This window comes from Caldimonas taiwanensis NBRC 104434, assembly GCF_001592165.1.
GTDB lineage: Bacteria > Pseudomonadota > Gammaproteobacteria > Burkholderiales > Burkholderiaceae_C > Caldimonas > Caldimonas manganoxidans.
This window is the reverse complement of sequence record NZ_BCWK01000021.1, coordinates 1-12,201: the sequence shown is the minus strand read 5'-3', so window position 1 is coordinate 12,201 and position 12,201 is coordinate 1. Positions and strand designations below refer to the sequence as shown.

Genomic DNA, 12,201 nt, shown 5'->3' with positions numbered 1-12,201 from the left:
TCAGACGCGCAGGATCCGCTCACCGCGGCCGATGCCGCTGGTGCCGGTGCGCACGGTCTCGAGGATGGCGGTGCGTTCGATGGCCTCGATGAAGGCGTCGAGCTTGGCGGCATCGCCGGTCAGTTCAATGGTGTAAGTCTTTTCGGTGACATCGATGATGCGGCCGCGGAAGATGTCGGCCATGCGTTTCATCTCCTCACGCTCCTTGCCGACGGCGCGCACCTTGATGAGCATCAGCTCCCGCTCGGTGTAGCTGCCTTCGGTCAAGTCCACCACCTTCACCACTTCGATCAACCGGTTCAAGTGCTTGGTGATCTGTTCGATCACGTCATCCGAACCCGTGGTGACGATGGTCATGCGCGACAGCGACGGATCTTCCGTCGGCGCCACGGTCAGGCTTTCAATGTTGTAGCCGCGGGCCGAAAAGAGGCCCACCACGCGGGAGAGGGCCCCAGCCTCATTCTCCAGCAGCACTGCAATGATGTGTTTCATGGGTCGTTGTTCGCGCTCTTCAGGCCGACGGCGGTAACCGGCGGCCCTTGGCCACGTCCTTCGAGAGGGTGATTGTCGTTCCGAAGCCGATCGCCCCGTCCGGCCGGCGCCTGACGCCACGCGGCAACGTGGCGCCCTTGCCGGCCTTGCCGAGGGTCACAGATCTTCGGAGCCCAGCAGCATCTCCGTGATGCCCTTGCCCGCCTGGACCATGGGCCAGACGTTCTCGGTCGGATCGGTGCGCACATCCAAAAAGACCGTACGGTCCTTCAGGCGCATCATCTCGCGCAGCGCCGGCTCCACTTCCGACGGCTTCTCGATTTTCATGCCGACATGGCCGTAGGCTTCGGCCAACTTGACGAAGTCGGGCAGCGCATCCATGTAGCTGTGCGAATAGCGGCCACCGTAGTCGAGCTGCTGCCACTGTCGCACCATGCCCAGATAGCGGTTGTTCAATGAAATGATCTTGACCGGCGTCTGGTACTGCTGACAGGTCGAGAGCTCCTGGATGCACATCTGGATCGAGCCCTCGCCAGTGATACAAAACACATCGGCCTGCGGCTTGGCCAGCTTGATGCCCATCGCATAGGGCAAGCCCACGCCCATCGTGCCCAGACCACCAGAGTTGATCCAGCGGCGGGGCTCGTCGAAGCGATAGAACTGCGCCGCCCACATCTGATGCTGCCCCACGTCGGAGGTGATGTAGGTCTCGCGGTCGCGCGTCATCTCCCACAGCTTCTCGATGACGAACTGGGGCTTGATGACTTCCTCGGAATGCTTGTACTTCAAGCACTCACGCTTGCGCCACTCGTTGATCTGCCCCCACCAGCTCGCCAGCGCCTGAGCGTCTGGGCGCAGTTGTTGCTCGCGAATGTGCGCGATCAACTCCTGCAGCACCTCTTTGACGTCGCCCACGATGGGGATGTCGACCTTCACGCGCTTGGAAATCGATGAAGGATCGATGTCCACATGGATGATCTTGCGCTCCACCGAGGCGAAATGCTTGGGATTGCCAATCACTCGATCGTCGAAGCGCGCTCCCACGGCCAACAGCACATCGCAGTTCTGCATGGTCATGTTGGCTTCATAGGTCCCGTGCATGCCCAACATGCCCAGGAACCGGGGGTCGGTGGCCGGAAACGCCCCCAAACCCATCAAGGTGTTGGTGCAGGGATAGCCCAGCAAGTCCACGAGCTCGCGCAACTCGGCCGACGCATTGCCCAGGATCACACCGCCGCCGGTGTAAATGTAGGGCCGCCGAGCTTGCATCAGCAGTTGCACGGCCTTGCGGATCTGTCCGCCATGGCCTTTGCGCACGGGGTTGTACGAGCGCATTTCCACGCGCTCGGGATAATGAAACTCGGCCGTCTTGAGCGACACGTCCTTGGGCACATCCACCACCACCGGACCCGGCCGCCCAGTGCGCGCGATGTGGAAGGCCTTCTTGATCGTCATGGCCAGGTCTTTGACGTCCTTGACCAGGAAGTTGTGCTTGACGATCGGGCGCGTGATACCCACGGTGTCACATTCTTGGAAGGCGTCCAAACCGATGGCCGGCGTGGGCACCTGTCCCGTGATGATCACCATTGGAATGGAATCCATGTACGCCGTGGCGATGCCGGTCACGGCATTGGTGACACCCGGCCCCGAAGTCACCAGCGCCACCCCCACCTCCCCGGTGGCGCGGGCATAGCCATCGGCTGCATGCACAGCCGCTTGCTCGTGGCGCACCAACACATGCTGGATGGTGTCTTGCTTGTACAGCGCGTCATAGATGTACAAGACGGCGCCCCCTGGGTACCCCCAGATGTACTTCACCCCTTCGGCCTGGAGACAACGCACCAGGATTTCGGAGCCGTTGAGTTCTTGATGGGAAGATTGCGAGGAAGACGCGCCCTGCGTGGCGGCAGCGCGCTTGTGTTCCGCGGCAGACATGTCCATATGTCGAACCTTTCTGAATTTCTCTAACGAAAAACGATCGGTGCCCCTTCCCACGCCCTCGTGAGGCGGGTGTGGAGCCTGCGCGGTCATGAACGAGGCGCCCGGGTCGGGCGTCCGAGTCGAGACCCAATGTTGTGCAGGGCAACATTATGACATCGCCGCCACGCACCGGCGCGGGGCAATGCGATAATTTCCACCGAGTCCATAGCGCGTACGATCCGGCACTGTCCCTTGGCCACCGAACAAGAACTCAGCGACTTTCTCAAGGGCGCCGACAAACGCGCATTCAAGCGCGTGGTCTACGCCGTGCGCGACACCGACGCCGCCTTGGACATCGTGCAAGACGCCATGATCCGGCTGGCCGAGAAATACGGCGATCGCCCCGCTGCCGAGTTGCCGCTGCTGTTTCAGCGCATCCTGTCCAACGCCACCAACGACTGGTTTCGCCGCCAAAAAGTCCGCACGGCGGTCATGCAATCGTTTTCCGATCTGGAAGAACACGATGGCGTCGAGACGGCCGACTTGCTCGATACGCTCGAAGCCTTGCAAGACACGCAAGGCACGGAAAGTGCTGCCGACGCGCTGGCGCGCAGCCAAGTGCTCCAGGCCATCGACGCCGAAGTGCAGAAGCTGCCGCCGCGTCAACGGGAGGCGTTTTTGATGCGTTACTGGGAAGAATTCGACGTTGCGGAAACGGCTGCGGTGATGGGCTGTTCCGAAGGCAGCGTCAAAACCCATTGTTCGCGCGCGGTGCATGCCCTGGCCCGCGCCCTCAAGGCCAAGGGGATCGTGCCATGAACCCAACCACCCTTCACACGGCCGAGATCGAGGCCCTGGAGGCTCGCCTCGGCCTTCGCATCGCGGCCCGGCTGTCCGAACTCGATGTGCCGGCAGACGTCGGCGAACGCCTGCGCTTCGCACGCACACAGGCGCTCGCACGCCGCCGTGTCGCCTGGACCGAGACGCCCCCAGTGCGCCTGAGTACCGGCGGCGCTGCCGTGCTGGGGCTTGGGGGCGCCGCCCCCCACCGTGGCGGCCTACCCCGCTGGGCCGCCGCCCTGGGCGGCCTCCTTCCCCTGCTGGCCTTGCTGGTCGGCTTGGCCTTGATCGAAGATTGGCACATGGAGCGACAGATCCGCTTGGCCGCGGAGATGGACGCGACCTTGCTGACCGACGACTTGCCTCCGACCGCTTATGCGGACCCAGGCTTTCTGGAGTTTCTGAAGACCCCCAGGGAATGATGCGACGCTTGGCCTCTTCACTCGGCGCGGCCACGCTGACTGCCCTGCTGTACATGACGGCCGGCGGCTGGAGTGCCAGCCTGCCGACACTCGCCCAGGCCCAGACCAGTTCCACAGGAGGCCCGCGCTGGAACGCGCTGACCCCTGCCCAGCAGGAGGCCCTGGCCCCCCTGCGCCGCGAATGGAACCGCCTGGATGGATCGCGCAAGCGCAAATGGCTCGAAATTGCCGAACGCTTTCCCCACATGAGCGAAGACGAGCAACGGCGCGTCCACCAACGCATGCTCGAATGGGTGCAACTTTCGCCTCAACAGCGGACCTTGGCGCGCATCAACTACTTTCAATCCTTGCAGGATGTGCCAGCAACCGAGCGGCTGAGCCGTTGGGAAACCTATCAATCGCTGTCAGCCGAAGAGCGCCAGGCCTTGGCAGCTAAAGCGCGCAAGGCTGCATCGCCTTCGGCCTCGCTGCTTCAGCCCGGGCGCAAAACCTCGGAGCGCGAGCCCCCCGGGCTGGTGCCCGCACCGGCCACCAGTCGGGTGATGCCGCAGCCGGTGGCCCCCACCGCGGCCCAGGTGCGCCCGGGTGCCACCACCATTCCCATCACCCAGCAACCGATGCCGCCATGGCACCAGCAGGCCGGCCTGCCCAAAATCACCACGTCTCCAAGCTTCATCCATCCGAAGACCCTGCTGCCCCTGGCAGGGCCTCAGGGCGCCGCGATCATCATGCCCCCGAGCCGCAGCGCAGCGCCAGCCACCACTGCGACCATCCCTTGAGCACACATCCCTCCAGCATCTCATCACCGGGCGTCTCGCCGTCGCCCTCCGCGCCGACGCTGCGACGCCGCTTGGCCTGTCTCGTGTACGAAACCGTGCTGCTGTTTGGCATCGTGATGATCACGGGCCTCGTCTATGGTGTGGCCACCGGGCAGCGCCACGCCCTCGTCGGTCGCCTCGGCCTGGGCTTGCTCGTGGCCGCCGTCTTGGCGCTGTATTTCGTCTGGTGCTGGACGCAAAGCGGCCAGACCCTGCCCATGCAAACTTGGCGCATCCGCCTCGAAGGCCCCGATGGGCGCCCTCCGGGTCTGATTCGGGCACTGAGTCGCTTCTTCTGCGCCTGGATCTGGGTGTTACCCGGTCTCGGTCTGGCCCATCTGATGGGCTGGACCCGCAGCGGCTGGGCCGTCTTCGCTGCCTTGGCCGGCTGGGCACTGGCCTATGCGCTGTCGAGCCTGCTGCGGGCCGACCGGCAGTTCTGGCACGATGCGCTCTGCGGCACCCGACTCGTTCTGGTGCCCCCGATCCATCGTACTGGCTCCTGACCGTGGCGAGGCGTCAGGCAACGGCACAATCGAGCGCATGACCAACCCATACAAAGGCCGCAGCGGCCTGAATCGCATCCTGCACGCCTTCGTCCACTCGCTGGACGGCTTACGAACGGCCTACCGCAGCGAAAGTGCCTTCCGTCAGGAACTGTGGCTGGCCATCGTGATGCTACCGACGGCATTCTGGCTGGGCCGCGGTTGGGTCGAAACCGCCTTGCTCGCTGGTTCGGTCGTGTTGGTGCTCATCGTCGAATTGCTCAACTCTGGCATCGAAGCCGCCATCGACCGCGTCTCCTACGACATCCACGAGCTGTCCAAACGCGCCAAAGATTTCGCCAGCGCGGCCGTGCTGTTGTCGCTGCTGCTGTGTGCCGCGATCTGGACTGCCGCGCTCTACACCCGCCTGACGTCCCCCACCTTCTGAAGACCCGCCCCCCCCCATGAGCCCGCCTGCTTTTTCTCTGTGCGTCTATTGTGGCTCTCGGACCGGCGCAAACCCCGCCTACGCGGACACTGCACGAGCGCTGGGCCGCCATTTGGCACGCACCGGCACTCGGCTGATCTACGGCGGGGGGCGGGTGGGGCTGATGGGCCTCGTGGCCGATGCGGCGCTGGCTGAAGGCGGCACCGTCATCGGCGTCATCCCCCAGAGCTTGATGGACCGTGAAGTCGGCCATCAGGGCTTGACGGAATTGCGCGTGGTGCAAACCATGCATGAGCGCAAACGCCTCATGGCCGAGCAATCCGACGCATTCCTCGCACTGCCAGGAGGCATTGGCACCTTCGAAGAACTGTTCGAAGTCTGGACTTGGCGACAACTGGGTTACCACGACAAACCCATTGGCCTGCTCAATGTCGAAGGCTACTACGACCCCCTGATCGCCTTCCTTGGCCACACGGTCGAACAAGGATTCCTGAGCCCCGCGCAGCACGGCGCGTTGGAAGTCGGAACCGATCCGGCCGAATTGGTACAGCGCCTCAGGCACCAGGCCCGCCACGCCATAGCAGCTGACGACTATCGGCCCATTTGAGGGGATGAGCGCGCCCCGCCGCAGCACCTTTGCCGCGCCAACCGTCAGATGGCTGCCTCGTCGGTCTCGCCCGTGCGGATGCGAACCACCTGCTCCACCGGCGTCACGAAAATCTTTCCATCGCCGATCTTGCCCGTCTTGGCCGCCTTCACGATGGCCTCGATGCAGCGGTCCACGTCTTCATCTTTGACCACGACCTCGATCTTCACCTTCGGCAGAAAGTCCACCACATATTCAGCGCCGCGATACAGCTCGGTGTGACCTTTCTGACGCCCGAAGCCCTTGACCTCCGTGACGGTCAACCCCGTCACGCCCACCTCGGCCAAAGCCTCACGCACTTCTTCGAGTTTGAACGGTTTGATGATGGCGGTGATCTGCTTCATGGATGCTCCGTGATTCGTGGCTTCGATCCAGTTAGTTTAAGCGCGGAACTTCGATGTGATGGGATAACGCCAGTCTCTGCCAAAGGCGCGGTGCGTGATGCGGATGCCCACCGGCGCCTGACGCCGCTTGTACTCATTGATCTTCAACAGCCGCGTGACACGCTCGACATCCTCGCGCGCATAGCCTGCGGCGACGATCTCCTCGATGCTTTGATCGTCTTCCATGTAGCGCTGCATGATCGCATCCAGCACCTCATAGGGCGGCAAACTGTCCTGATCGGTTTGGTTGGGCCGCAGTTCGGCCGAAGGCGGCCGCGTGATGATGCGCTCGGGAATCACCGGACCGATGCTGCCATCGGCCCGCCGCGTGGGCTGCTCATTCTTCCAACGCGCCAGGCGATATACCCACGTCTTGGCCACATCCTTGATCACCGCAAATCCGCCGGCCATGTCGCCGTACAACGTGCAATAGCCGGTGGCCATCTCACTCTTGTTGCCCGTGGTCAGCACGATGCTGCCGTGCTTGTTGGACAAAGCCATCAGCAGCGTGCCACGCACACGGGCCTGGATGTTCTCTTCGGTCGCATCTTCGGCCAGCCCCGCAAACTCCTGGGCCAACGCAGCCTTGAAAGCCTCGAACATCGGCGTGATCGAGAACTCGTCATAACGCACCCCCAAGCGCTGCGCCATGTCGCGCGCGTCCCGCCATGAAATTTCCGCCGTATAGGGCGAAGGCATCATCACCGCGCGCACCCGGTCGGCCCCCAGCGCATCGACGGCCACCGCCAGTACCAGCGCCGAATCGATCCCCCCGCTCAGGCCAATGATGGCCCCCGGAAATCCGTTCTTGCCCACGTAGTCGCGCACCCCGGTGACCAATGCGGCCCACACCTGCGCCTCCAGCGACGGCAACGGGTGCACTTCCCCACGGATGCCGCGGGCTGCGACCTCCAGCACCAGCAGGTGCTCCTCGAACATCGGAGCGCGGGCCGTGACCGTGCCATCGGCATCGAGCGCAAAAGAGGCCCCGTCGAAAACCACCTCGTCCTGACCACCGACCTGGTGCGCATAGATCAGCGGCAAACCACAGGCGCGCGCGCGCTCGGCCATGCGCTGCTCGCGCTCTTGAACCTTGCCCAGATGATAGGGAGACGCATTGAGCACCAGCAGCACCTGGGCCCCGGCCTGTCTGGCACTCAACGCCGGCTCGGCGAACCAAGCGTCCTCACAGATGTTCAGGCCAAACCGCAGCCCTCCCACATCGAAGACCACTGGGCCCCATCCCAGCTCGCGCCCCGACACGAAATAGCGCTTCTCGTCAAAGACCTGATAGTTCGGCAGTTCGCGCTTGGCATAAGTAGCCCGCACCGCTCCCCCCGCCAACACCGATGCTGCATTGACGCGCTGCGGCACGATCACGGACTTGGTCCTAACATCTCCTGCACCGAACACAGCCCGCGGATGCCCGACGACCACATGCAAGCCCTCCAGATCGGCCAGGCGCGAGGCACACTGCTGCAGTGCCTTCTCGCAAGCCTCCAAGAAGGCCGGCCTCAGCAACAAATCCTCTGGCGGATAGCCGCACAGCGACAGTTCCGGCGTCACCAACAAACGCACCCCCTGCGCGTACGCTTGACGTGCAAACGCCTCGATACGGGCCACATTTCCGGTGAGGTCTCCCACCCACGGATTGAACTGCGCGACTGCAAGCTTGACGACGGCGTGTGTGGACATATGCAGGAAGAATTCGATGTCTGATTATGTCATCCGGGTCGTGGACGACCCTTTGCAGATCGAGGCCCGAGCCTGGGACGCGCTCGTCGAGGGCACGGCCGGAGGCACGCCGTTTCTGCGCCACGCCTATCTGGCCGCCCTGCACCGCTGTGGCAGCGCCACGGCGCACACCGGCTGGCTGCCCCAGTTCCTGACCGTATGGCGCAACGACGAGTTGGTCGCAGCTTGCCCGGCCTATCTGAAGTCACACTCCTATGGCGAGTACGTCTTCGACTGGGCATGGGCCAAAGCCCATGAGCGCTACGGGCTGCCTTACTACCCCAAGTTGACCGTTGCCGTGCCTTTCACCCCGGTGCCCGGTCCACGTCTACTGGCGCGCGAGGCCGACACCCGGCGCCTCTTGTTGCGCGCCTTGCGGCAGCAGGCCGAGCAACTCGGTCTGTCCTCCGTCCATGTGCTCTTTTTGTCTGAGGACGATCGGATTGCCGCCCAATCCGAGGGCTGGTTGCTGCGCAGCAGCGTGCAATTCCATTGGCACAACCGACGCCCCGAACCCTATGGAAGCTTTGACGACTTCTTGGCCGATCTACACCGCGACAAGCGCAAGAAGATCCTGCAGGAACGGCGCCGTGTCGCCCAGGCCGGCGTCACGTTCGAAATACGCACTGGTCGCGCGATCACCGGGCAAGATTGGGATTTTTTTCACCAATGCTACCTGGCGACGTACCGTGCCCATCGCTCTACCCCGTACCTGACCAGGCCCTTCTTCGCCGACATGGCCAAGGACTTGCCCGAGCACTGGCTCATGGTCATCGCGCATCGAGACTCGCGGCCAATCGCCTCCTCATTGCTCGCCCTCGACCCCCAACAACGCACGGCTTATGGTCGCTACTGGGGCAGCCTGGAGCCCGTGCCCTGCCTGCATTTCGAAGCCTGTTACTACCAGCCGCTCACCTGGTGCATCGCACAGGGCTACCATCGCTTCGAAGGCGGCGCGCAAGGCGAACACAAAATGGCGCGGGGCCTGCGCCCCGTCACGACCCAGTCTGCCCATTGGTTGACGCGGCCAGCCTTCGCCGCAGCCGTGGCTCGCTTCCTCGACCAAGAGGCACAAGGGCTGTCCGCCTATGTGGACGAATTGCGCGAACGCCTTCCATTTCGCGTCGCCCCCGACGAGACGACCGATCTCACTCGTCCGTGAAATCACCCGCAGCCGCCCAGACGAAGCGCTCGGGCCTCAGATACTTGCGCAGCGCTGCATTCACCTCCTGCACGCTCAACTGCGCGATGCGCTCATCCACGGCTTGCGAAACGGCGAAACGCCGCCCCAGCCGCAAGTTCTCCACCAGCGCCGCGCTCAGATGAGCATCCTGAGCCCGGGACAAATGCCGCAAAGCCAACAATCCCTTGCGGCCGGCCTCGAGCTCTTCGGCGGTAAATCCCTCGGTCAACACACGCTGGAACTCTTCATCGATCGCCCGTCGTACGCGGCTGAGATTCTCCGGCGCGAAAATCACTGACAGCGACCACACCGAATGCGGCTCCCAAGCATTCCACTCCACATGGGTTTGGATGCCGTAGGACAGCCCCTCGGTCTCGCGAACCCGTGTCCACAGCCGCGAACTGCCGCTTTGACCCAACAAATAATTCGCCAGCATCAAAGCGGGATAATCCGGATCACCATCACTCAGCGGCAGCGGCAAGCTGGCCCGCATGTACGCGTTGCGCTGATCCGGTGTACGCAAGCGTTCGAACCCTGGTTCGACCGTCACCATCGGATACGGCACCCGCTGGTACGGGGCTGGGCTCTTCCATCCAGCCAGATGCGTTCGTAAAGCCTGCAGCACCGCCTGTTCATCGAAGTCGCCTACCGCCGAGAACTGGGCCGACGAGGCCCCGTAAAAGCGACGGTGGAACGCACGAACCTGTTCGATGCCCACCGCACGCACCCGGTCCATTTGCGCCGCCAGCGTTGGGACATGGCGTACATCATCTTCTCGGTAGGGTCGCAGCTTGCGCAACACCGCGTTGTCAGCCAGCTCTTCCGGCGAACGTTGGGCCTCCTCCAGACTCGCAAGCCACTGTCGCTTCACCTCGTCCAGTGCGGCCGCCTCCAGGGCAGGCATGCGCAGCATCTCGGCCACGATCCCCACCAGCGCCGGCAAATGCTCGCCAACCGTGCGCATGCTCACGCTGACCCCGCCAAGGACTTCATGCACGGAGACATCCGCACGCAGCCGATCCAGTTCATCGGCCAATGCCTGGCGTGAGCGGTGTCGTGTGCCCTTGTCGAGCAGGGCTGCCACCAAAGCGCCGACCTCGGATTGCCCACGCAGATCCTGCGCCGTGCCGAACCGCAAATCCAGTCGCGCATGCACGAGCCGCCCACGCGTGGGTTTGGACAACAATGCGACCTGCAAGCCATCGGCCAGGCTCGACACACGGGTTTGCGCATCGATGTTGGCCGGCGAAGCCTCGAAAGTCGGCACCGCGGCCAAGCGGGGATCGCCCCGATACTCACGCAGCACCTCGGTCACGTCGACTCGCTGCGCAGCGGGGGCACGTTGCAAATCCTGCGTCGGGACATAGCGCGCCACGGTCCGATTGTCGCGGCGCAGATACTGTTCAGCGACCCGTTGCACCTGGTCGAGCCGCAGATCACGCATGCGATCGCGAGTCAAAAAAAACAGTCGCCAGTCCCCCTGCGCAATCGACTCAGACAGTGCAACCCCCACCGTCTCGGCGTTGGCAAATGACAGGTCCCATTCTTTGAGCCAGCGTGCCTTGGCCCGCTCCAGCTCCGCCGCCGTGATCGGCCGTTGGGACAACTGCTCGATTTCGTCCAGCAAGATGCGCTCGGCCTCGGGCACATCCTGTCCAGGCTGCAACTGCAGCCCAAACAATGCATATCCAGGGTCCGCCAGCCCTGGCGCAAAAGCAAACGCTGCTGCCGCCTTCGACCGCTCGACCAGTGCCCGATGCAGCCGCCCACCGGGACTGTCACCCAGGATGAGCGCCAGCGCGCGCATGGCCACATGATCGGGGTGCGGTCCCGCCGGCACATGGTAGAGGGCATAGACCAGGGGCGCGCCACCGGGGCGACGCAGCACCACCGTGCGCTCACCATCTTGGACGGGGTCCAGGGTCGGCGCCGGCCGCAAGGCCTGGTCCGGCCTCGGAATCGATCCAAAAGACGCTTCGATCCAACGCAACACCTGTGCCGTGTCGAACAAGCCCGAGACGATCAAGGTCGCGTTGTCGGGACGGTAATGCGTCCGGTAGAAACGTCGCAGGGCGTCGATATCGACATTCTCAATGTCGCTTCGCGCGCCGATGGTGCTCTTGCCGTAGTTGTGCCAGAGGTACATCGCCGACAGGCCACGTTCGAGCAACATCCGTCCGGCATCGTTCTCCCCCATCTCCATTTCATTGCGCACCACTGTCATTTCGGCATCCAGTGCGCTGCGCGCCAAAGTCGCATTCACCATCGCGTCGGCCAACCATCCCAGATACCAACGCAGGGTGTCGTCGTTATGGGCGAAACTGGCAAAGTAATTGGTGCGGTCGTACCAGGTCGACCCATTGGCCCTCATGCCCCGACGGCTGAACTCGGCCCAAGCCTCGGGATACCGCTGGCTTCCCTTGAACAGCAGGTGCTCCAAGAGGTGGGCCATTCCAGTCTCGCCATAGCTTTCATGGCGCGACCCGACCCGAACCGTCAAATTCACCGTGGTCGTGGGCTTGCCTCCATCGGGCACCAGCAAGATCTGCAAGCCATTGGCAAGCCGGTATTCGGCAATCCCTTCGATTTCCGTCACCTTCGTGACGGTCGCCTCGCTGGGCGAAGCACCAAGCACAGGCGCCCAGCCGGTCAAACACAGCAAGGTCCCGACGAACCAGGGGCGCAACAGCTCAAGCACTGGACGAAAGATCATGTTCGGCATGCGAAGCGCGACACAAAGAATCTGAGAGCCTGCCCAGCGATCGATGGTTCCTGGCAGATGCAGCCGCTCGAATTCGAGGGGTGGTTAAGAGAGAGGTGGTTTAAAAAA

The 12,201-nt window shown here is 63.4% G+C and carries 12 protein-coding genes; 7 read left to right on the top strand and 5 right to left on the bottom strand.

The annotated features are described in order from the left end of the window. Together ilvN and CTA01S_RS13910 are read right to left on the bottom strand one after the other, a co-directional pair. Positions 1-492 carry an acetolactate synthase small subunit gene (gene ilvN / locus CTA01S_RS13915; protein ID WP_019560315.1) on the bottom strand — a complete coding sequence of 164 codons (492 nt, stop codon included), beginning with the start codon at positions 490-492 and terminating at the stop codon, positions 1-3. A gap of 156 nt (positions 493-648) precedes the next feature. Then, positions 649-2,433: an acetolactate synthase 3 catalytic subunit gene (locus CTA01S_RS13910; protein WP_019560316.1), complete on the bottom strand. Its 1,785-nt coding sequence runs from the start codon at positions 2,431-2,433 to the stop codon at positions 649-651. Between the two features lie 231 nt (positions 2,434-2,664). On the opposite strand from CTA01S_RS13910, the gene CTA01S_RS13905 reads away from it, so the two are divergent. The 6 genes from CTA01S_RS13905 to CTA01S_RS13880 are packed head-to-tail and all read left to right on the top strand — an operon-like array spanning position 2,665 to position 6,032. Next, positions 2,665-3,231: an RNA polymerase sigma factor gene (locus CTA01S_RS13905; protein WP_019560317.1), complete on the top strand. Its 567-nt coding sequence runs from the start codon at positions 2,665-2,667 to the stop codon at positions 3,229-3,231. After that, positions 3,228-3,674, top strand: a complete 447-nt coding sequence (locus tag CTA01S_RS13900) for a DUF3619 family protein (RefSeq protein WP_062196393.1) — start codon at positions 3,228-3,230, stop codon at positions 3,672-3,674. The genes CTA01S_RS13905 and CTA01S_RS13900 overlap by 4 nt, the downstream gene beginning before the upstream one ends. An 8-nt stretch (positions 3,675-3,682) precedes the next feature. After that, complete coding sequence (locus tag CTA01S_RS13895; RefSeq protein WP_198150885.1) at positions 3,683-4,453, top strand: DUF3106 domain-containing protein; 771 nt, start codon at positions 3,683-3,685, stop codon at positions 4,451-4,453. Continuing rightward, entirely contained in the window at positions 4,450-4,998 is a 549-nt protein-coding gene (locus CTA01S_RS13890; protein ID WP_232301075.1) for an RDD family protein, read from the top strand. Before CTA01S_RS13895 ends, CTA01S_RS13890 begins: the two co-directional genes overlap by 4 nt. 37 nt (positions 4,999-5,035) lie before the next feature. Further along, on the top strand, positions 5,036-5,425 hold the full coding sequence (locus CTA01S_RS13885; RefSeq protein ID WP_019560321.1) for a diacylglycerol kinase: 390 nt from the start codon (positions 5,036-5,038) through the stop codon (positions 5,423-5,425). A gap of 16 nt (positions 5,426-5,441) precedes the next feature. After that, positions 5,442-6,032, top strand: a complete 591-nt coding sequence (locus CTA01S_RS13880) for an LOG family protein (protein WP_062196389.1) — start codon at positions 5,442-5,444, stop codon at positions 6,030-6,032. Positions 6,033-6,076: 44 nt separating this feature from the next. On the opposite strand, the gene glnK is transcribed toward CTA01S_RS13880, so the two are convergent. Together glnK and CTA01S_RS13870 are read right to left on the bottom strand one after the other, a co-directional pair. After that, complete coding sequence (gene glnK / locus CTA01S_RS13875) at positions 6,077-6,415, bottom strand: P-II family nitrogen regulator (protein WP_019560323.1); 339 nt, start codon at positions 6,413-6,415, stop codon at positions 6,077-6,079. A gap of 36 nt (positions 6,416-6,451) precedes the next feature. After that, positions 6,452-8,149, bottom strand: coding sequence for an NAD+ synthase (locus tag CTA01S_RS13870; RefSeq protein ID WP_062196387.1), 1,698 nt, complete (start codon positions 8,147-8,149; stop codon positions 6,452-6,454). Between the two features lie 16 nt (positions 8,150-8,165). On the opposite strand from CTA01S_RS13870, the gene CTA01S_RS13865 reads away from it, so the two are divergent. Continuing rightward, complete coding sequence (locus CTA01S_RS13865) at positions 8,166-9,350, top strand: GNAT family N-acetyltransferase (RefSeq protein WP_062196385.1); 1,185 nt, start codon at positions 8,166-8,168, stop codon at positions 9,348-9,350. On the opposite strand, the gene CTA01S_RS13860 is transcribed toward CTA01S_RS13865, so the two are convergent. After that, positions 9,337-12,084 carry a M16 family metallopeptidase gene (locus CTA01S_RS13860; protein WP_232301074.1) on the bottom strand — a complete coding sequence of 916 codons (2,748 nt, stop codon included), beginning with the start codon at positions 12,082-12,084 and terminating at the stop codon, positions 9,337-9,339. The genes CTA01S_RS13865 and CTA01S_RS13860 overlap by 14 nt on opposite strands. Positions 12,085-12,201: the final 117 nt, after the last annotated feature.

What these genes read in the sequence shown, in the direction of transcription:
- ilvN (WP_019560315.1), bottom strand. Translation starts at nt 492, where the DNA reads ATGAAACACATCATTGCAGTGCTGCTGGAGAATGAGGCTGGGGCCCTC.
- CTA01S_RS13910 (WP_019560316.1), bottom strand. Translation starts at nt 2,433, where the DNA reads ATGGACATGTCTGCCGCGGAACACAAGCGCGCTGCCGCCACGCAGGGC.
- CTA01S_RS13900 (WP_062196393.1), top strand. Translation starts at nt 3,228, where the DNA reads ATGAACCCAACCACCCTTCACACGGCCGAGATCGAGGCCCTGGAGGCT.
- CTA01S_RS13885 (WP_019560321.1), top strand. Translation starts at nt 5,036, where the DNA reads ATGACCAACCCATACAAAGGCCGCAGCGGCCTGAATCGCATCCTGCAC.
- CTA01S_RS13880 (WP_062196389.1), top strand. Translation starts at nt 5,442, where the DNA reads ATGAGCCCGCCTGCTTTTTCTCTGTGCGTCTATTGTGGCTCTCGGACC.
- glnK (WP_019560323.1), bottom strand. Translation starts at nt 6,415, where the DNA reads ATGAAGCAGATCACCGCCATCATCAAACCGTTCAAACTCGAAGAAGTG.
- CTA01S_RS13870 (WP_062196387.1), bottom strand. Translation starts at nt 8,149, where the DNA reads ATGTCCACACACGCCGTCGTCAAGCTTGCAGTCGCGCAGTTCAATCCG.
- CTA01S_RS13865 (WP_062196385.1), top strand. Translation starts at nt 8,166, where the DNA reads ATGTCTGATTATGTCATCCGGGTCGTGGACGACCCTTTGCAGATCGAG.
- CTA01S_RS13860 (WP_232301074.1), bottom strand. Translation starts at nt 12,084, where the DNA reads ATGATCTTTCGTCCAGTGCTTGAGCTGTTGCGCCCCTGGTTCGTCGGG.